The following is a 21,124-nucleotide window of genomic DNA, read 5'->3' as shown; positions in this document are numbered from 1 at the left end:
ATCACTAAGCTGTATCCCTCCGCCATGATTCTCTCCGCTTTCAAAGTTTACATCGTCATGGCAGGAGCCACAGGCAGCCCTCGATGGTTCAGTCTTGAAGTTGTCGCTCTGTGTTCCTCCCGTATGACACTTAGTGCAGTTCCTTATTTCCTGAGGAAACTCTACCGTTGAGTAATCATTTACGCTGTTGTTGAAGCCTATAATCTGGTAAGGGGTGCCCGCTTCAACGCTTGGAAGTTCTGCCCCCCTGTGAATCTTATGAATCAGGACCTTAAAATCTACAGTGTTACCCGTGTCAGGATCGGTGTTCTGAGGGGTATGACAGAGAACGCATAGCCTTGTATCCCTTCTAAAGCCGCCGTGCAATCTTAAGGGATCGTGGCAGTTATTACAATTCTCAACCCTTACTACATCACGGACAGTTGTTACATTCCCCCCTGAAGGAACGAAGTCGAAGGTAGCATTTGAGACATATGTCTTACTATCATCGGCTTCTCTGTCCGCATAAATACCCACAGTATGAGTTACATCCCTATCAAAGTCCTCAGGCAGAACGAAATTAAAAGTGTAGCCAAAAACTCCGTTACCCTCATCTTGCAAGGTTCCATCCGCAGAGTTTTCAGAAGAAGGTTGATCATCCTGATTGGTTATGTAGCTCGTATATTGTCGTTCACCCTTTTCAATCCTGGCGATAACCAGGCGTATTCTCACACCGTCGCTGCCCAGTGGATTTCCCCTATCATCCGTAAGCCTAATGGTTACCACGGGCTTTCTGTCGGGGGGTATAGACGCATCGAGAATTTCCACGTTTAACTTATTTTCAGTAATCTTTGGGGGAGGTAGTACTCCTCCTCCTCCTCCTCCTTCACCTCCACCTTCTTCACATCCTATAAAAGCTAAGGGAAATAACGGCAAAACGATCAGGCTAAGCCAGACAACACACGAGAGGAATTTATTCATAGTCTCCATCCCTCCTGAGGTATTCTATCTCATTATATTCTATTAGTTATTTATATTATAACCCATGTTACTAGTCAAGAGGCAATTTTAGTTCTTACTCATAGCGTTTTATTGTTTTTTTTGTAGACCCACGCAACCAACACACTCTTTATATTTCCGGATACTTCAAGATCCACAAGGGTAGTTAGATTTCAAAATAGGACACGTATTGTGCCTTTTATTCTTACAAAGACTAATTGCAGATTAAGAAATCCTATGAGACTAAATTCTGGGAGATGAAAAGAGCTCTTCAATAAGAACTCTTCTCCTCTTTTTTTACTTACGACAGGATACAATCCGTTACGGAAGTAGGAACTCGAGCGTTAGCAAGGTGTTGCCGATATGGTTTATACCATCATTATCCATAAGAGCAACTCCAAATGGGTACGATTGGCCCGGTTCGAACAGCACATCGTCATCGTGGGTGGTATCAAGATCGCGAGTTATTACTAAGCAGTACCCATCCTGCTGGAATTTGTATTTGTTTAACTCCCCGCCAGGAGGATCCTCTTGCTGAGGTTCGGTAATATTCGTAAGACTGTCTATACCAGATTGTGTGTAATCAAGGTCGCTCAGAGTTGTGATATCCGCATTACTGCCGTCTGGCAACTGTAAGAAATAGCCCTGAGTACCCCAGAAGCCAAAGACACGTAGCCTCAAATCAGCCTGGTCAGCATCGCTAAGTGCAACATACGCCCCTGCTCCAGGGTGCGCAACATCCGCTATGTCTGCATCAAGCTCTGCATCGGATACACGTCCGAATTCTATAGTATTAAGAGCCGGTCCTATTCCGCCTCCACCATTTGCGCCGTGGCATACGGCACAATTTGCCTGAAATATGACTTCTCCATTGTCCGCATCCCGACCCTCAGCAGTTACATCCAGAAGATGATTAATAAGCAGAGTAAATGCCGAGTCCAGTACTTCACCAGCCCTCGGTCCCGATGGGATAGTCTGATCCGTTCCATCCCAGATAAATTTTGGTCCGGAGCGGTTATTACCACCTACCGCTAGATTTCTCACCTCAATAGGTGTACCTGAATCATTTGTACGTCCGTTTACCAGATCAGAAACCTGGTCATTTACAAAACCTAGAGGCTCGGAACGTTGGGTCTTCCAGTGCCAAATATCAACCTTTCCTGTTTCTGGGCGCATATCGAGTCCTTCTCCTGCCACATTATGACAGGAAGCGAAACAACCTACCTCATCAAAGGTTCCAAATTCACTTGAAGTTCCTGGCACAATCTGAAAGGCAAGACCAATCTTATCGTCGTTAAGTTGAGAGGTATAGCCTGCAGGGTCGTCTGCTTTGAGAGGGTCGGCGGGTCCATTAAAAAGCGCTCTCCTGCGATCTAAGTTAAAAATCATGTCATCCCAGCGGGCCCGGATAAACACCTGACCAGACCCGGTAGTATATAAAGCTGTTAATCTAAGGTTTGCAGTTTCTCCTCCGTTAAAATCCGCAGCACCAGCAAAGGTACCCGTCATGTTTAACTGACCGTTTCCGTAAAGCGCCTGAGTCCGAACGCTGCCAGTATTCACGGAAATCTCGTCTCCTTCGTCCCAAATTGGGTCATCGCAACTAACTGGTTCCTCACCCATAGCTATTTGTACGGCACTTAGCGTGTCTGCAGGAGGAGGTGTTGGTGTAGGAGTAGGAGTTGGCGTGGGGCCAGGCGTTGGCGTGGGTGAAGGTGTCGGACTTGGCTGCGGTGTAGGAGTTGGTTGTGGCCCCGTCTCGCTATCAATGTCACATCCCAAAACTCCGGCGCACAGAGCGACCAACAGCACAGTTACTATATTAAAGCTAAGCCTATTGATTCTAAAAGGGATTAATGCCAAAAAAGCGCTGACGCTGTATTTTTTCAAAAGTCTCTACCTCCTTCTTAATATTCTTATATTGTTAATAACCTATATGAATCTATACTACAGTAACTAGCTTGAGTCAAGAAATGATTTTAGTCTTGACGCATCGAAATATTACGTGCAATATTTATGCCAGTAATGAAATCTTTAAATATCCACTATTTCAACTTGATGATTCCCTCCAGATCGCTACGGATTTACACTGTCCGGTCATCGCAAACACATTTGATTTACTCAGCGCACGCTCGGTGAAGTAATCTGCTGCCTCAATTCTATAATCGCATGGATAACGAAATGCTCTGCCAATAGTGCTGGAGATTGCTTGGGGACTTTTTCAGTCCCTCGCAATTGTAGATGCCAAGTAATTCGAGGACAGAATCTTTGAAAGTATTTTCTTCAATAATCTTATTTTTTCTTTCTTACTTCTTTGTCTTGATACAAAGAAGCAAAAATCAAGGCTGCCCAAAAATTTGCTAAAAATCATACACTCCGACTAAAAAATTTAATTCAACCACAACCCGCAAATTTTTCTTAACGTCTTCGTTTCTGATTTTCTTAACGCAATTTTTGGAATGCCGTTGAAGTCATTTTCATTTTGAAAAGGATTAACGAAATTAAATATATTAATGAAATTGTAAGAATTTAGTCCACGAAATATCTAACCTCTACAATTGTGAATGAAATGAAGCAATCGGCTGTGAACATCTGAGATTGCCACGACTGGTTTTGTGAATCTCGCAACGACATAAATGGCTGTCGGTTCACTTCATGATCCGCCGCACCAATCTGCGCGGCGTTCGTTCCAGGTTTTATATTGGGCTTATAATAGAGGGAGGAGGGTCAAGTACCCTCCTCCTATCGATGATATTTTAAGTTCAGTTGAAATCAGGCTTTATGGAGCAAGGAAATCAGCAATTGCCTGGATTTCTGCAGGTGTCAGGGCCATAAGACCAGGGGTCATCATTAGAGGCACGGTACTAATAGCATCCGTAATTTCACCCGCGGTCGCACCTTGCACAGGCGAGAATGGTCCACCAGCACCATTAACACCATGGCATCCTTGACAGTTATCTATGTAGAGCTGTTCACCCGGGGGAGGCGTAGGTGTTGGCGTGGGAGTTGGTGTTGGAGACGCTGTTGGTGTCGGAGTAGGCGTGGGAGAAGCTGTTGGTGTAGGTGTTGGTGTAGGACTGGCCGTCGGTGTAGGTGTAGGACTGGCTGTCGGTGTCGGAGTTGGAGTAGGTGGATTAGGTAATACATCATTTGCATAGGCAACGACATCTTTTATATCGTCAAGTGACCATCCGTTATTAATAGCGCTTGGCATAGCAGTCCCTGGGTTCCCGAATCTCACCTTGTGTATAAATTCCACAGGATTTTCCTCTACGAGATCATGAAGACTAACACCTTCGGTACCGAAAGCTTCTAAACCTTCCCCATCTACTCCGTGACAAAGAGCACAGACTGAGTTAAATAGACTCGCCCCATTTTCTAAATCTACGGGTGGAATTACTCCGATCTTGCCTTCGGTATCATAATCAACCAAATCTCTATCGTCTATCAACCCCAGTTTAAGAAACCTAACTAAGTCCCATATATCGTCGTCAGAGAGTTGGTCCTCGTAGCCGGTCATTATTCCCGGGATACCAAATTTGATTATGTCAAATAGCTCTTCAGGGGTAAGTTCTCCGTTTTCCTGAGCAAACGGCGCTAAATCGTTGTTACCGGATTCCAGGAGCCTGAGGTTGTCAGCGAGCTGGAGCAGACCTTCTATGTCTGTCCAATGGGAATTGGGGAAAGCATAGAGGCCTTCATTACCCAGGTAGTCCCACCCGTGACACTCCTTACAGCGCCAGGTCTGAGAACCCATCCTGCCATCTGGGGGGAACACCATTGCGTTTGTCTCACTCGGATAAGTGGGGTTCGTATCAGTCGGTTCATCGCCGCCAGTCACCTCCCAATATTGGTCATAGAGCAAGCCCCCTCTGACCAGGTCAGCATTATCAAACGGACTACCACCCCCTTGATCTGGATTGTCGATGTCACAGCTATATAATCCATACAGGACAAGTAATAGAAATGAAAAAATTAGCAGGGACGCGCCTGACAGTCTTACCCTCCTATTCATACTCATTAACCCAATCATTGTATTTCCTCCTTTATATCAGTTAGCTATTATCTTATAAATGACGCAATGTATGGTGTCAAGAAGCAATTTTCAAAAGTTTTCATCCCATGTCAAAATAATGTAAAAATGTTAGCTCCTAATAACAAAGAGAAGATCCAAATCGTTAAGAATACGATTGAAACTAAAAATAACAGGATTCGATTTGGAGGACTAAAGTCCTCCGCTACTTTACAAGTTGCAGCTAGAAGCTCCCCCCCCAAAAAAAAATTCTAAAAGGCAATCAAACCGAGTCAACGAAGCACTCGGCCTATATTCTCTTAGATTATCATGACTGCCTTCATCAGCACCAAGATGAGAGATGGGAAAATCTTGACGAAGACGCATTCCTGCGCCGCTCCAGGGTTATCCATTTCTCCGACCAGGTTTCGGATATAATTATTTTTGTAGGATGTCATATTCTCGGACATATGATACAGATTGACTTTCGATAATATCACATCTTTTCAGTAAGTTAGATTGTGGTACGGCTATTGCCTACATTCGTATAAATGAATAGAAAAGGCGAACGAATAAGAAATGAGATAATTGCACTCTATGGAAATGGTCTAAGAAAACCCTCTAATGTGGCTAAAGAGTATCCAAGACTTTACTCGAATGCGAGGAAGGTTTTTGGCTCATGGAGAAAGGCCTTAGAAGCCTGTGAAATAGACTATGAAAAGTCAAGAAATCATAAGAAATGGTCGAGGGAAAAGGTGGCTAAGGAGATTAAAAGGCTATATCTTAGTGGTCACACCCTGAGGCCAAAGGATTTAAAGAAAGGCGGGGCGACAAAACTAGTTTCAGCAGCGACCTATCATTTTGGTTCCTGGTCTAAAGCTGTTAAGCACAGCGGTATATACTACTCGTTTGAAAGAAACCACAAGAAGTCTGGTGAAATCGATATATGCAATAATGAATTTAGGACAAAGCAGGGCGTCAAATAATCTTTAGGTATAATCGGGATCTTTATCAGAAATTTTAATAATAGTGAGCTAAAACATGAATGAAAATATTAATTTGAAGAAGGATGCATACTTCTATTCAAAACCCATAAACGTATACTTTGAGAGCACAATCGCCTGTGACCTTGACTGTAAACATTGCAGGGCGGAGGCAATACCCGAGAGAAGTCCTTTTGAACTAAATACCGACGAGGTGAAGGAATTCTTAAGGGATGTGAAGAGATTGGGCTCTCATCTCATAATATCAGGGGGGGACCCTCTTAAGAGAGAAGACCTATTTGATATCATCTCCTTCGCAAGGGAAATCGGAATTCCAGTTGGAGTTACTCCTACGACTTCTCCACTCGCTACATATGAAGCCTTGAAAAGGATGAAAGAACTTGGGATCTTTGCCCTCGGTATAAGCCTTGATGGCGCGACTGAGGAATCACAGGATAGTTTCAGGGGTGTTGATGGAACCTTTAAAAACTCTATCAGGGTTCTGGACTATGCAAAAGAGCTTAATATCCCAGTACAGGTCAATACAACATGTACAAAAGAGACAAAGTCGGAGATAGAAGGGATCTATAATCTCTTATCAGAAAACTTTTCACCACCCGTTAGCAGATGGTCAATTTTCTTCCTCATCCCCGTTGGAAGGGGAAAAGAACTGGGGATGCCTTCTTCTTCTGAGGTAGAATCTATCTTCGAATTCTTATACGAAAAATCCAACGAGTCTCCCTTTCAGATAACAACAACTGAAGCCCCTTCTTACAGGGCTTATTTTTTCCTCAAGGAATTTGAAAAAGGTAACAGCAGGGATGAGATTTTACGCAGGAACAGAAGAATGGGATTAGGTGTGAGGGATGGGAACGGTGTTATTTTCGTGTCCCATAGAGGAGACATATACCCTTCGGGTTTCCTACCGATTAACCTCGGAAATGTTAGGGAAGAGAAACTTTCAGACATCTATAAGAATAATGAGATCTTAAAAACAATTCGTGATCCCGACTTCTACAAAGGAAAGTGTGGAGTCTGTCGGTTTAAGTTTATGTGCGGAGGTTCAAGGGCAAGAGCATACGCTGTAAACGGCGATTTCCTCGAGACCGACCCCCTATGTTACTTTGATGAGGAATTCCTGAAGAGTATAAATTTCTAGGACTGCGCAGCTTAATCTGTTAAATGCGTCAATTTATTACAACGCTACCACAACCCTCTTATTGCGAACCAGGTAAAACTTCCGGGTTTGTCATTGCTGTAAAAGCCAGATATTTTAGGGACAACATCTTTAAAAGTATTTTCTCCATTTATCTTACTTTTCTTTCTATCTTCTTTGTCTTGATACAAAGAAGCAATCCTTCGACCCAGCTCAGGACGAGGCTGCCCAAAAATTTGCTATAATCCTCCTTGATCCTCCTTTAGAAAAGGAGGAAATTCCCTTTTTTAAAGAGGGATTTAGGGAGATTCCGACGTCTTCGTTCCTGATTTTCTTAACGCAATTTTTGGAAGGCCGTTTAAGTCCTTTTTATTCCGAAAAGGACTAGTCAAAATAAATCTATTCATGAAAATGTGAGATTTTTGTCCCCAAAATATCTAACATCTACAATTCCGAATGAGATGAAACAATCCCCACCACCCTCGTTTTGATCGCAAATTAGGCTACTCACCTACCTGTCATCGACAGAGGGGAATGTTTATTTATATGATCATGACCTGCTCTCGCCTGGGTCCTTCGCTTATTCCTCTAATACATATTCAAAGGTAACGGCACAGGCTGCGATAAAAATCAGATCGAATGATATCAGAATTTGTAAAGCAGAATCGTTAAATAGTATTGAATCACCTTCAATAATTGAACCTGTTAATTTTACGGAGCTGATTATTACGGGGATCACGATAGGGAAAAGAAGAATAGGAAGGAGAACTTCACGGAGCTTCGTATTCAGCGCGACCGCAGAAAAAAGTGTTCCTACCGAAACAAAGCCAATAGTTCCTAGGATTATCACAAGCAAAAGAGGTAGTATTATATCGGTAAAGCTGAAATTGAAAAATAGACTGAATAAAGGAAGTATGATTAACTCGACTATGATAACAAAAATAAAATTTCCAATCATTTTCCCAAAGAATAGAACGCTCCTATCAACCGGTGTCAGAAGGAGCCCCATTATAGAGTTTCCCTCTTTTTCGATTGCGAATGAGCGACTCAGCCCCAATACACCCGCGAACGTGAACGACACCCATAATATGGCGGGAGCCGCAAATTTTATGAGCTCCGTTGAAAGGCTAAAGGCAAAATTAAAAATAACCAGCAACAGTATTGCAAACGTAAACATGGCCGACAGGAGCTCCTTAGTCCTGAGTTCGATTATTATGTCTTTATACAGAATGGCAATGATATTTCTCATATCTCAGATAAACAACCCCGCAGCGACCCGCGTATCAGTACCCAAAGAATCCGTCTCTCATGTCGTTGCGAGGAGGAATGCGACGAAGCAACCTATTACCGTAAAAAAGAAGAAACTGCTTTGCTGAAGCCTGTACTGAGCCAGTCGAAGTGCTCGCAATTGTAAAAGCCAGATATTTTGAGGACAGAACCTTTAAAAGTAATTCCTTCATTGATGTTACTTTTTTTTTAACTTCTTTGTCTTGATACAAAGAAGCAAAAATCAAGGCTACCCAAAAATTCGCTAAAAATCATAAACTCCGACTAAAAAATTTAACCCAGCCCCAAGCCACAAATTTTTTTTAACGTCTTCGTTTCTGATTTTCTTAACGCAATTTTTGGAAGGCCGTTCAAGTCCTTTTCATTCTGAAAAGGTTTGATGAAACTAAATCTAACCATAATGACAGTCTCTATAAATTAGGCAAAGTAAAATATTACTCCAAGAAATCATGTATTAACCAATCTCAAATCAGAACCAAGGCATTTTAATTTCAGAAAGAATGCTCGCCGTCATATCGGTTTAACAACCTTCTCAAAATATATATCTGTAAATTTAGCATCTTCTAACTCATTCGTGAGGCTTTCAAATACAAATTTTCCATTACTCAGAATTGCTACTCTATCGCTCAGCTCGAATCCCTCTGATATGTTATGAGTCGCCATCAATATAGTTCTCTTTTGCGTTTTAAGTAACTTCAGCATCTCATTAAATATTCTGGTTCCATGCTGATCCAAACCCGAGTAGGGTTCATCCAATAGAAGGATTCTAGGGTCATGAACTATTGCACGCGCTACTGCCAGACGTTGCTTCATACCGCTGGAAAATGTCCTGACCAGATCGTGCGTCCTATTCTCGAGTCCCACTTTTCTTATTACCTCAGTGGCCTTTTCCTCAGCATTTGAGATACCATACATCGAAGCAAAAAATCTAATATTCTCAAATGCACTTAGACTTTCATATAAAAATGGCTGATGTGAAATGAAGCCGACGGATTCTCTTATCTTTTGAGGTTCTATTCTTATATCGTGCCCTGCTACCAGTATCCTTCCGGCTGTAGGTTTCGTTAGAGAAGATAGAATTCTCAGCAGCGTTGTCTTACCCGCACCATTGGGTCCGAATATTGTAAGAAATTCTCCCTCTCCGACACTAAGATCGATTCCGCTTAACGCCTGAAGGCTTCCAAATGATTTTGAAAGCCCGTCGATGTGTATATCAAAGCCAGTGGTATCCAATTATGAGTATCCGAAACAATAACAAGAAAATAAAAGACCTATGAAATAAGGAATAAACTGTGTTCGTAAATTATATTTAGAATACTTACTAATCCTTGTAAATAGGAAGATTGTATCCAACGAGTTGGTAATATGGAAGTGTTTGTTCAGTTTTTCAGCAATCTCTCTACACCGCCGATACCTTCAATCCAATCAGCGAGTTGCCTGAGACCTTCATCCATATTTACAATTGGCTTGTACCCGATTTCCTTTTTAGCCTTTTCGATACTGTAACTCCTACTTCCTGCAAGCGCTGCAACGGCAAATCTGGTTAACACAGGAGGGTTTTTGGAATTGACTATTTTGAATAAGGTCTCCATTGCGTAAGCCACGCCATAAGCAATTGAATAAGGTATCGTAAATTTTGGCGCCCATTTTATCCCAACCGCGCCGAGAAGCTTGGACAGGAATTCAATGTGCTCTATTTTTACACCGTCATTGATGAAATAAATATTTCCTCCATGATTATCGCTTTCAGCCGAAAGCACGAGCGCATGGACGAGGTTGTCGACATGGCAGGGCGAAACCCATCTGTGTCCGCTCCCCATCGGAAAAAGGATACCCTTCTTGGCTGCCAAAGCTATTCTTGGAAGTATTACCCTATCTCCTGCTCCCCATACATTCGACGGCCTGAGCACGATGGTTTCAAGGCCTGTCCTCTCGTGGAACTTTGTTACAAACCTCTCAGCCTCCGCCTTGGTTTCGTTGTAATCATCGTTGTACTTTTCCGGATACGGGTAGCTCTCGTCTATATCGTTAATATCGTGGACTTCCCAAAAGTCTGACTTCCAGACAACTGTCGAAGTGCTCATATGTATAAACCTCTTCACGCCCGAATCCCAGGATGCCTCTAATAGAACCCTAGTTCCATCAACATTCATACTGTAAAAATCTCGCCTGGAACCCCAGTCGGTGACCATTGCCGCCAGATGATATACCAAATCTCCACCTTTTGTTAACTTTCTGAGCGAATCGTGATCCGAAAGATCGCCGTAGCACAATTCAACTCCCAATTTCTTCAAGGGTTCAATGTGACTGGATTTTCTGACCAGACATCTAACTTCATATCCCTTCTCAGCTAATCTCTCTACGAGCCTACTCCCGATAAATCCAGTGCCACCCGTAATAACTGCTTTCATTTTTAGATCTCCAAAACTGTATTGCGTTCTTTGGCGGATTTTTCATCTCAAAAGATATGAATTGCAACCAACCAGCAAACTGAATAAATAGATTATGTCTAAAGAAATTAGAAACCCATAGATAGACGTATCGCCGTTCAAAATTAACTCAATAGCCACTGATCATCACATGCTCTTACATCCCCTGAATCCAAACCTAATTTGAATATTTAACCGAACAGCCGTACGGTTTGGTTTGAGATATTGTGACAGTCTTTCCGGCGAGTATTTCCTCAAGAGCCTGATCAACGTAGTTCAATGCCTTTCCATCCTTTGATCCCCGCGGGTCGTCGTCGATCGCTCCCGAATAAACGAGTATCCCGGACGGATCTATTATATACATGTTTGGGGTGGTCTTTGCGTCGTAGAGTTTACCAACACTCCCCGAGCTATCATCCAGGATAGGATAGCCAACTTTAAACTTATTGATCCAATTTTGATCGTCTTCCTTATTCATGTAATGTGTGCTGTTAATAGCCATCCAAACCACGTTCTTTTCTCTATATTTATCCGCTAATGTGGTCATTGTCTTGGAGTTGTAATGCCTTTGGACGAAAGGGCAATCAGGGTTCATCCACTCAAGCACAATTATACTATCGTTAATGTCTGATAGCTTAACCACATTACCCTTTTGATCTTCGAGAGTAAAATCGGGTGCCGGAGATCCGACCTCTGCCTTGGTCTTATTGTCCAGAGCACTTAAACCGGTGATTAATGAGAAAAATATTGAAGTTGAAAAAAGAATCATCTTAATCCATGAATTCAATTTCATGATTCTCTCCTTGAGCTTAATTTACCTTCTTTGACTCTATTCATTTTTCTAAGAATAAGTTATAGGACTCTTAAGATCACGATTTTTGCCTGTTTGTTTTTTAATTTTTCAAATTCCCCTTAAGTGGAATTTGCAAGACAGTGCCATTACGTCTGCCATCTTTATCCACATATAATACCAACGATTCCAGACTATCAGAATCTAGTTTTTGACCGGGATACGCCGATGCCTCGAATGTAATGTCGGTTTTATCATTTCTTTTATTCATTTGGATATTATCAATCTCTAATTCATCTACCGGTGCGGGAATCCAATCTACATCCAGCGGTTTTTTTCTCCAGTCAAGTGACACCGTAATATTTGAATCTGTTTGATCGTTGTTCATGCGCCCTTCAATGAGCGCGATAAATGGACTCGCGCGAGCATCGTAATTCTTTGGCAAGCGTGTTTCCCATTCTCCGAATAATGATCTGTTTGCATGAGTTACTGAATCAGTAGGCAAAATTGAGACTTCAAGATTGCTCTTTCCTGGTATACAGATATCTGAACAACTGGTCCACGTCGCCTCCGCCTTTATGGGTATGGTTTCATTGTTTGAAAGATCGGAGGGCGTCTTGACTTCGGCAAATAAAAGCAACGATGCTTCATAACCAAAGTCCTCTATATCTCCGGGTCGTTTGAAGATCATGGGTATAGGCCAGCGAAGATCCCCCACAATAAAACCATGAGGAACGACAAAATTAACCGAGGTAGGCAATCCAGAATCACCGGGGTTTTTCCAGTATATATGCCAATTTGGTTCAATCTTAAATCTGACGCCTATCTTGAATGCTTCCCCCGCTTTTATTCGCGAAACGTCTGCTATGAGTTCTGTTTTAACTGGCTTTGGTAATTCTTCTGCAAACGAATTAATTGACGAAAAGAAATAAAACGCAAAAAACATGGACGTCAGCATATTATCTTCACCTGATTTAAAAACTATGTAACAACTCTGAATCCATCTATTAAACAAGATTCATAATATGAATCAGATTAGATTTTGATGTTACACCTGATGATACCAATCCTCAGCAGCGACACGTATAGCTAGAATTTCTCCTTCGGCACATTTTATTCGATTTGAAAAGAGCGAGCAACTAACCAAGGTTTTTCTACCTTCTATTTTTGAAATTCTGGCCCTGAGGTCAACAGGCTTATCAATATGTGCAGGCCTGTGATAGTCAACTTTTAATGATGCTGTAACATACCAAATAAATGGTTCCGTATCCAATCCCCTTCCCTCTTCCCTGTATGCCGCCGCAATTGCTGTGCACACTGAGTGACAATCGATTATGGTCGCGATAATCCCTCCATTTAGTATGTTTGGTGGACCCGCCATATGCTGCGGGCTCGGCACCCACGCGCAGACGGATTCTTCACCAGACCAATAGCTTTTCAATCGTAGTCCTTTTTCATTATCGCTTCCACAACCCCAGCATTTGTTTCTACGAAGGTAATCCTGAAAAGCTCTTTTATCCATGAAATGATCCTCCTATTTAGACAATATTAACTTGACTCAGTTTCTAAAAAAATCCATTGAGAAGAAAACCCGCTAGTTATTCCCAATCCCTATCATGAAGGTCATATTTTTGGAAAAATCATCCTTTTTGATATTAGTTTTCCCAGAATTATACTATTCCTCGGACTAAAGACATAGAATTCGATATCAATCTGAAGATTGTGAAAATCTAGGTAAGCAAAGGAGATAATCTATATGATACCCGCAGATGAAACATTTAATGGAACCTTCCCCTTCAAACCTCATTTTTCCGAGGTCAACGGTTTTAAGATGCATTACGTAGATGAAGGTGAAGGTGACCCGATAATTTGTCTACACGGAGAGCCAACCTGGGGTTATCTCTATCGAAAATTCATACCCCCCCTTTCCAAGACCAATAGGGTGATCGTACCCGATCATATGGGTTTTGGAAAAAGTGAAACACCTCGGGATAAAGAATATACTCTCCGAACTCATGTTGAAAATCTTGTAGGATTAGTAGAAGAACTTGACCTTCGGGACATTACCTTTGTCGCACAGGACTGGGGTGGGCCAATATGCAGTGCTTACACCGTTCGCTACCCAGATCGAGTAAAGCGATTCTGTCTCATGAATACCCTTCTGGGCTATGGACCCCTTGTGCCAAATGCTCCAAAAATCCCGGCATTACATACATCACCGTGGTTTACTTGGGTAATAAAAGGATTAGAAGATGGTTCCTACTATGAGGTGTTAGGAAACTTAAATACTACGACTCTGAGTGTGATGAAGCTGCTCGGGTTTGAGAATTCAGAGGTTGTGGATCAAACGTGGCTCAGGGCATACTCTTCGCCATTTGAGAACAAATCCGAGTGCAAAGGCGCTATAGAATTTCCCCTAGATGTAGCCCAGCAACGGATACTCAATTATGTAAAAGAGGGGGTGGACGGAATCGACGAGTTACGCAAGAAGCCAGCGATGCTGGCTGAAGGTATGCGTGACAGGGCCATACCTCCAGCCAGGGCGATCGCAGATTTCAAAATACTCTACCCGACTGGCCCTATAATTGAGTTAGAAAATGTCGGCCATTTCTGTCAGGAGGACGCGCCAGAAACTCTGGTCGCACTGATCCAGCAATTTATTCAAATGACCTAGAGAATCAAGTAGAAAATAGGTGACAGATACTTGTTTACTGAAAGAAGTGTCTGTTGTCACCTATTTTTTGAACGGCATTCCAAAAATTGCGTTAAGAAAATCAGGAACGAAGACGTATAGAAAAATTTGCGGGTTGTGGTTGAATTAAATTTTTTAGTCGGTCTGTCATCCCCGAAATCAGTAGTCGGGGATCCAGAGGTAAAAGCATGGATTCCCGCTAACAATCCGCGGGAATGACAACAAGGGGGACAGCCTGGTCCTGAGCGAAGTCGAAGGATTGTTTCTTTGTACTCCGTGCTGAACCTGTTTCAGTATCAAGACAAAGAAGTTAAAAAGAAAAGTAAGATAAATGAAGAAAATAATTCTTATGATCCTGTCCTCGAAATAACTGGCTTTTCCAATTGCAAGCACTTCGACAGACCTGTACTGAGTCAACCAAAGTGCCCAGTAGAGACCCCAGCGAAGTGTTCTCCTGCGATTTTATAAGATTGCTTCGGGACTTTTTCAGTCTCTCGCAATCACCCCGGGTCGTCAATGACTACATTTATAACAAGTACTTATCATATACTTCCTTGGCCCAGAAAATATCTGTTCCTGAAGAAAGTAGCGCAGTCATCATAATTGTTTCGGCTATTTCTTCTTTACTTATCTTCAGGGAAAGAGCTTTTTTAATTCGTGAACCAGTACAGTGAGGGCATCTTCCGTGAAGAGCTACGGCAATCGCAATCAAGGCCTTTGTTTTCTTGTCCAGCTTTGTTTCGCCTTCGACCGCATTGTAAAATTTCCACCATCCTTCGGCCATCTCAGGGGCAAGCTTTTCGAACCACCTCTCATCATCTGCCATTTTGTAATACCTCCCTTTAATAGTTTTTTACCGTGATATTAACACACTATATTACTATACTATTTAATGAACTTAATATTTAGATAAGATTAACTGCGTTTGGGTTCCTGACAATATGTTTAATTAGCTTCATTTTATGTGTATGATAAATTATTTGATAATACGGCGCAGGAGGTTATGATGCGATTTCTACACACCATGATCAGGGTTGGCGATTTAGATAAATCAATTAAATTTTATACAGAGGTTTTGGGGCTTAAACTCCATAGAAAAACAGACTACCCCGATGGGAAATTCACGCTCGCGTTTCTAGGTTATGGCGGAGACACTGAGCCATTTTTGGAATTGACATATAACTGGGACACCGATAAATATGACCTCGGTAATGCTTACGGTCACATGGCATTCGGTGTTGAGGATATTTATGCTGCCTGTGAAAAGATTAACGAGCTAGAGGGAAAGGTCGTTAGACCCCCCGGACCCATGAAGCATGGCACAACCGTTATTGCATTTGTCGAAGACCCCGATTCATACAGGGTCGAGTTGATAGAAAGGAAGGGAAAGTCAGCAGGTTATTAAAATTATATTTCGAAATTATATACAATCGTAGCGCCCGTTCACCAAACGAGCATTAATATATGCACTGATGAGGGCATCAGTCCCTACATAGCTATTCTTCGCAAATCTATTCTTCTTCTTTTCTCCGTTTTTTCCAAACCTTTTCAAGATACTTTTTTAGATTTGCTTCTTTTCCAATTTCAGTGGGTTCGTAATAAATCCTGCCTTTCAGCTCGTCAGGCAAATATCCCTGCTCAACAAAATGGTCCTGGTAGTCATGGGAATACTTATAGTCTCTCCCGTATCCTAAATCCTTCATCAGCTTCGTAGGCGCGTTTCTCAGATGTATCGGGATTTGAACATATGGTCTTGCTTCCACATCTGACATTGCTTTTGATATCGCGATTGTAGAAGAATTACTCTTTGGACAGCTAGAGAGATAAGCGGTTGTCTGTGCAAGGATCAACGTTGCTTCTGGCATGCCTACGTAGTGCACCGCTGTGAAGCAGGATGTTGCCAACGTGAGCGCATATGGCTCGGCGTTACCAATGTCTTCAGAAGCTAGAATCACCAGTCTTCGTGCAATGAATTTCGGATCTTCTCCCGCTTCGAGCATTCTTGCAAGATAATAAATAGCTGCATCAGGGTCACTACCCCTTACGCTTTTGATAAACGCTGAAATCGTATTATAATGCTCTTCCCCACTTTGATCATACTTATAATGTTGAGTTTGATAGGCCTCACGAACTCTGTTTTTATCGATTTTTACTGGTGTTTCACCCTTACTCAAATTAAAAGAGACCTCCAGGGCATTGAGCATAACCCTGGCGTCGCCTCCCGAGAGTCTAATTAATTCTTCCCTCGCGTCTTCAGCTAATGACACGCCTCTCATAATTTCATCTGCTTCTAAAGCCCTTTTTAGAATTGTCTCCAATTCATCTTTAGTTAATGGGTTTAGCACATAAACCTGACATCTGGATAGTAATGGGGATATCACCTCAAATGAAGGGTTTTCGGTGGTCGCGCCGATGAGAATGATTGTCCCTTCTTCTACGCTTTTAAGCAGAGCGGCCTGCTGGGCCTTATTAAACCTGTGTATTTCATCGATAAATAGAATTGTCTTTATCCCGATCTCCAGCGACCTTTGTGCTCGATCTACTATTTCCCTTAATTCCTTTACCCCGGATGAAATAGCATTTATTTGAATAAAATCTGCCTTCAGCGTCCCTGCAAACAGCCTTGCAAGCGTCGTTTTCCCGGTGCCGGGGGGTCCCCATAAAATCATCGCGGGGATAGTCCCAACCTGTATCATCCTACTGATAACACCGTCTCTGCCAAGCAGATGACCCTGGCCTATGAACTCATTCAGCCTTTTGGGCCTAACCCTTTCAGCAAGAGGAACAGCCGATTTTGGAGCTTTGAATAGAGGAGGAGTAACCTGCTCTAGCTTGGGATATTTCTTTGACATTTATCAATTATAAAAACTGCATTTTATTAATAGGTTAAATCGATAACGCTAAGAAATCAATTTAAGTATTAAAAAGTCACAGTTTAATTTTCTATGACGTATTAAAGTGGTTTATAGAAATTTTCAGAAACCATTTTAACAGAAAGAGCTAAGATCCTTTTACCCAATAATTAATCGTACGGTACCTTTTGCCTCAAACCGAATACATACCTTGTTCCCTGTATATCGGATACATAATGAAATGGCCTTTCGTCACTTCCTAAAAATCCTGGGGCCCGCATGAGAAGGACGCTACCTGGCGGGAACGGTATTTCGCATGAACCCTTTCCTGATCTATCAGTACAGGTAAAAAATCTACCCCCGCCATCGATATTGAAATTAGAAATCAGATTTTTATATTTAAAGCCATCTCGATGGGGTGTAATACCGATAGAACCTTTTTCATATCTTTGGAGAGACATAGAATTAAATAGGAGTCTTGTATGGAAAGGATAGGGTTTTAGATTTTTGAGGCAATCTTCAAGAAGCGCCTGAAAAGCTATCTTAAGATTATAGAACTTACTGTTCCCTGGAAATTCTTCGAATGTGGACATTTGCTGTATCACAATCTTGTCATTGCGTCCAACAATTTCTTGCTCCGATCTGTAGATATACGATTCTGCTTCCTTGAGCAGACATAGTCTGAAATCTTCTATTAAAATCCTTATAGAAAATGCTCCGAATTCAGAGAGCTTCCCCAAGATATTACCGACATCGAAATCGTCCAGTAAGAAATCTTCAATCATCAGAAATATTCTGAAATTTTATGTAGGCAAAAGCAAATCGATCTGAAAAAAATATGCGGGACAGGAATGTCCCGCCTATCGGTGGATGGCGTTCAATCTTATTCATACATTCAACAGGATCAAGCAGAATCAATATTGTTACGGGAATGTCCAACCCGCCGTTATTGGGGGATAAAATTAACACACAAACACGATAGCCGGGGGCACCAACCCCGGACACAGATGATTCACAAGGATTATTCGGGACAGCCCTGTCCCGTCTATCCGTCTTTGGGGTTAGAATTTATATATATCCGATAGGCGGGGTTTTCCAACCCCGGACATATATCAACCACAACGATTATGCGGCACAAAAATCTGCCACGGTTCGTTCTTTGGGTTTACAATTAATAGACAAATACGATAGGCGGGTTTTTCCAACCCCGCCCAGCAGTCAGATTTGGTGGATTTATATTAAATTTAAAGCGTGAAAAATTTTATCAATGCTATTTGTTTCGCCTATTTGACAATTGAATCGTATATCTGTAGGTCCACCAGATAAAAAATAATTGCAGAGGTATGCGGAACAATAAATATTTTGGCCCATACGAGTGACCGCCAAACTCAACATATTTAAACGCAGCATACACGTTGGCCGGCAGAAACCCAACGAACATAAGAATTAAGCAAATCGCCGCCAGGCTCTGAACCCGTGGTATCAATATTCCAACTGCGCCCAATAATTCTAACGCGCCCGTTATATAAATTATTCCGGATTTATATGAAAGATAATCGGGCAACATCATCGCCATTTCCTGTGTTTTATAAAAATGAGAGATTCCAGTGAAAATGAGAAGGACAGCAAGTGATATTCGACCCCTCAACCCCTTTTCTACGTTAATCAAAGCTAGAACTAAGTATGACACCAATAGAACTGCTAATGTTACCATTGTCCGGTCATCTCAACATCGTTAACCTCAAAAGGACTGCCAAACAAAAATTCGACTGTGATTAAATTATGAAGTACCGGATGTTTATTTACAATTCTAAAAGATACTCAATACCGGTTTCTCAAAGAGAGCTTCTAGGTGCCTGGCAACAAACTCAATACACGCCTTGACTCAAAATAGCCTACTAACGTCTGATTGCGGTGTTAGAAAACACCGCCTATAATTTTTGACGCTGTATCAAATCCATAATATCCCATCGCGGATAGTTGGGACTTTCCAGTCCCGATCATTTTTTTTAACAATCACTTGATCATTAACGATGTTAACATTCCTCTTCTCTTAGAGAAATTATGACCTTATAATAATTCTTATTGTGTCTGCGTGCAACAAATCTAAAAGATCCAGGAAGCTGTTTGATCCCGATAGTGCAATTCCCTTCAAAGTGAGCAGATCAAAGATAGATCTTTATCTTGAATGTCCGTTATGTTTTTACCTGGACAGGCGCATTGGAATAGGACGGCCACCCAGCTTTCCATTCACCCTGAACAGCGCTGTCGATAGGCTGCTCAAAAAGGAATTTGATATTTATAGAAAAAGTGGAGAATCACACCCCATCATGAAAGAATATGGCATTGATGCTATCCCGATCGATCATGAAAAGCTTGACGATTGGAGAAATAGCCTTAGAGGCGTTCAATTTCTGCATAGACCTACCAACCTTCTGATATTTGGAGCGATAGACGATTTATGGCAAAACTCCAACGGTGAGCTCCTTGTCGTAGATTATAAGTCAACGAGTATTTACGAAAAGATTACGTCCTTAGACAAAGAGTGGCACAAGGGATATAAGAGGCAGATGGAGATTTATCAGTGGCTGATCAGACAGAATGATTATAAGGTATCTGATACCGGTTATTTTCTATATTGTAACGGGAATTCAAATCGTGAAAGGTTTGATGCAAGGCTGGAATTTGTTCTTACAATTATACCGCATGTGGGAAGTGACAGTTGGGTTGAAGGTCTGATCTTCGAAATCGAAAAATGTCTCCGAGAATCCACTCCACCTAAACCCTCAAGCGATTGTGAATACTGCGCCTACAGACACGCGATCTCTGGATACAATATCTCTAATATCTAATCAACAACCGCAAAATTCTTTTCAGGAGGACTACCAATGGAACTGTACGATGTTATGCGCACTACGTTTTCTACGAGAGAATTCACTGATGATCCAATGCCTGACCCCACGCTCTTTAAAATTCTAGACAACGCACGCTTTGCTCCGAGTGGTGGCAACAGGCAGGGTTGGAGGGTTATCATAATACGTAAGCAAGAAACGAGGGAAGCGTTAGCGCAGTTAACCATACCGGCTGCAAAGCGGTATTCAGCACAAATAGAAGCTGGGGAGAATCCCTGGAACACTGTCGATCCGACGAATGTTGACGCTCGAACGATTGAACTCACACCTGCGCCATCCCATTTTACAAAACCATACCTACAAGCGGCTGTTGTGCTCGTCGTGTGTGTCGATCTGAAGGTGGTTGCATCAATGGATCAATATTTGAACCGTGTCGGTGTAGTCAGCGGCGCTTCAATTTATCCATTTATCTGGAACATATTGCTTGCCGCCAGACATGAAGGCTATAGTGGGACGATTACAACCTTAGCAATTTCACAGGAACCCAAGCTGCAGGAACTCTTAGGTATTCCCGAACACTTTGCAGTATCCGCAATTATACCGCTTGGAAAGCCGGTCAAGCACCTAACCAGACTAAAGCGAAAACCAGTCTCATCTTTTGCAACGTTTGAGCATTGGAATGGTAAGCCGCTTGCTGAAGTCAGTGATGAATAACAATTACTTATTTCCATATTTTATTGAAAGCGGGGGAGAAAAAATCCTTTAAGTCGGCCTTCCAAAAATTGCGGCCTGTGCTGAACTTGTTTCAGTATTAAGAAAATCAGAAGCGGAGACGTTAAAATCTCCCTAAATCCCCATTCGATGGACTCATGACAGGCTCTTTAAGAAAGAGGGACTTTATATCTCCTCCCCCACGAGTGGGAGAGGATGGAGGTGGGGGTACAATAATTTCATTCTCCATAAATAGAGGATGCATTTCCTTTTGCTATTTCCAGCTCTGAAACATCTTTGATAAAAGTGAGTTTATTAACTATACAATGATTAATACAAAGGTTCTTCTGTCATCATTAATTACACTGATTTCATTTGTAAC

General features: G+C 42.0%; 20 protein-coding genes. 6 read left to right on the top strand and 14 right to left on the bottom strand.

The window, feature by feature from the left end:
• From VGA95_12250 to VGA95_12240, 3 genes are all read right to left on the bottom strand, one after another.
• Positions 1–960 (bottom strand): OmcA/MtrC family decaheme c-type cytochrome (locus VGA95_12250; protein ID HEX9667310.1); only part of this gene is annotated, 960 nt, incomplete at its 3' end.
• 339 nt (positions 961–1,299) lie between these two features.
• Positions 1,300–2,868 (bottom strand): ethylbenzene dehydrogenase-related protein, encoded by a 1,569-nt coding sequence (locus VGA95_12245; protein HEX9667309.1) that lies wholly within the window; start codon positions 2,866–2,868, stop codon positions 1,300–1,302.
• Between the two features lie 889 nt (positions 2,869–3,757).
• On the bottom strand, positions 3,758–5,011 hold the full coding sequence (locus VGA95_12240; protein HEX9667308.1) for a c-type cytochrome: 1,254 nt from the start codon (positions 5,009–5,011) through the stop codon (positions 3,758–3,760).
• A 530-nt stretch (positions 5,012–5,541) separates the two neighbouring features.
• On the opposite strand from VGA95_12240, the gene VGA95_12235 reads away from it, so the two are divergent.
• Positions 5,542–5,976, top strand: coding sequence for a hypothetical protein (locus VGA95_12235; protein HEX9667307.1), 435 nt, complete (start codon positions 5,542–5,544; stop codon positions 5,974–5,976).
• A 55-nt stretch (positions 5,977–6,031) separates the two neighbouring features.
• Positions 6,032–7,132 (top strand): radical SAM protein, encoded by a 1,101-nt coding sequence (locus VGA95_12230; protein HEX9667306.1) that lies wholly within the window; start codon positions 6,032–6,034, stop codon positions 7,130–7,132.
• Positions 7,133–7,709: 577 nt separating this feature from the next.
• Here the strand turns inward: VGA95_12230 and VGA95_12225 are convergent.
• The 7 genes from VGA95_12225 to VGA95_12195 form a co-directional block, all read right to left on the bottom strand.
• Positions 7,710–8,378: a heme exporter protein CcmB gene (locus tag VGA95_12225; protein ID HEX9667305.1), complete on the bottom strand. Its 669-nt coding sequence runs from the start codon at positions 8,376–8,378 to the stop codon at positions 7,710–7,712.
• A gap of 34 nt (positions 8,379–8,412) precedes the next feature.
• Positions 8,413–8,589 (bottom strand): hypothetical protein, encoded by a 177-nt coding sequence (locus tag VGA95_12220; protein ID HEX9667304.1) that lies wholly within the window; start codon positions 8,587–8,589, stop codon positions 8,413–8,415.
• A gap of 337 nt (positions 8,590–8,926) precedes the next feature.
• Positions 8,927–9,649, bottom strand: coding sequence for a heme ABC exporter ATP-binding protein CcmA (gene ccmA / locus VGA95_12215; GenBank protein ID HEX9667303.1), 723 nt, complete (start codon positions 9,647–9,649; stop codon positions 8,927–8,929).
• 146 nt (positions 9,650–9,795) lie between these two features.
• A complete protein-coding gene (locus tag VGA95_12210) occupies positions 9,796–10,827 on the bottom strand; it encodes an NAD-dependent epimerase/dehydratase family protein (GenBank protein HEX9667302.1) in 1,032 nt (343 codons plus the stop codon).
• 196 nt (positions 10,828–11,023) lie between these two features.
• Positions 11,024–11,638, bottom strand: a complete 615-nt coding sequence (locus VGA95_12205) for a redoxin domain-containing protein (protein ID HEX9667301.1) — start codon at positions 11,636–11,638, stop codon at positions 11,024–11,026.
• Between the two features lie 100 nt (positions 11,639–11,738).
• Entirely contained in the window at positions 11,739–12,593 is an 855-nt protein-coding gene (locus tag VGA95_12200) for a protein-disulfide reductase DsbD domain-containing protein (GenBank protein ID HEX9667300.1), read from the bottom strand.
• Between the two features lie 90 nt (positions 12,594–12,683).
• Entirely contained in the window at positions 12,684–13,157 is a 474-nt protein-coding gene (locus VGA95_12195) for a PaaI family thioesterase (protein HEX9667299.1), read from the bottom strand.
• Positions 13,158–13,391: 234 nt separating this feature from the next.
• Here VGA95_12195 and VGA95_12190 point away from each other — a divergent pair, with 234 nt between their 5' ends.
• A complete protein-coding gene (locus tag VGA95_12190) occupies positions 13,392–14,309 on the top strand; it encodes an alpha/beta fold hydrolase (protein HEX9667298.1) in 918 nt (305 codons plus the stop codon).
• A 544-nt stretch (positions 14,310–14,853) separates the two neighbouring features.
• Here VGA95_12190 and VGA95_12185 read toward each other — a convergent pair.
• Entirely contained in the window at positions 14,854–15,153 is a 300-nt protein-coding gene (locus VGA95_12185; protein ID HEX9667297.1) for a carboxymuconolactone decarboxylase family protein, read from the bottom strand.
• Positions 15,154–15,333: 180 nt separating this feature from the next.
• Between VGA95_12185 and gloA the strand changes: the two genes are divergently transcribed.
• On the top strand, positions 15,334–15,732 hold the full coding sequence (gene gloA, locus VGA95_12180; protein ID HEX9667296.1) for a lactoylglutathione lyase: 399 nt from the start codon (positions 15,334–15,336) through the stop codon (positions 15,730–15,732).
• A gap of 106 nt (positions 15,733–15,838) precedes the next feature.
• On the opposite strand, the gene VGA95_12175 is transcribed toward gloA, so the two are convergent.
• The 3 genes from VGA95_12175 to VGA95_12165 all read right to left on the bottom strand — a co-directional run bounded on the left by VGA95_12175 (position 15,839) and on the right by VGA95_12165 (position 18,893).
• Positions 15,839–17,179: a replication-associated recombination protein A gene (locus VGA95_12175; GenBank protein HEX9667295.1), complete on the bottom strand. Its 1,341-nt coding sequence runs from the start codon at positions 17,177–17,179 to the stop codon at positions 15,839–15,841.
• Between the two features lie 170 nt (positions 17,180–17,349).
• Entirely contained in the window at positions 17,350–17,964 is a 615-nt protein-coding gene (locus VGA95_12170; GenBank protein HEX9667294.1) for a hypothetical protein, read from the bottom strand.
• 485 nt (positions 17,965–18,449) lie between these two features.
• On the bottom strand, positions 18,450–18,893 hold the full coding sequence (locus tag VGA95_12165) for a DoxX family protein (GenBank protein ID HEX9667293.1): 444 nt from the start codon (positions 18,891–18,893) through the stop codon (positions 18,450–18,452).
• A 373-nt stretch (positions 18,894–19,266) separates the two neighbouring features.
• Between VGA95_12165 and VGA95_12160 the strand changes: the two genes are divergently transcribed.
• Positions 19,267–20,031, top strand: coding sequence for a PD-(D/E)XK nuclease family protein (locus VGA95_12160; GenBank protein HEX9667292.1), 765 nt, complete (start codon positions 19,267–19,269; stop codon positions 20,029–20,031).
• A 36-nt stretch (positions 20,032–20,067) separates the two neighbouring features.
• On the top strand, positions 20,068–20,745 hold the full coding sequence (locus VGA95_12155; protein HEX9667291.1) for a nitroreductase family protein: 678 nt from the start codon (positions 20,068–20,070) through the stop codon (positions 20,743–20,745).
• Positions 20,746–21,124: the final 379 nt, after the last annotated feature.

It is taken from the genome of Thermodesulfobacteriota bacterium (genome assembly GCA_036397855.1).
GTDB lineage: Bacteria > Desulfobacterota_D > UBA1144 > Nemesobacterales > CSP1-2 > DASWID01.
The sequence above is the reverse complement of the archived record's forward strand: the minus strand, read 5'-3'. Positions and strand labels throughout refer to the sequence as shown.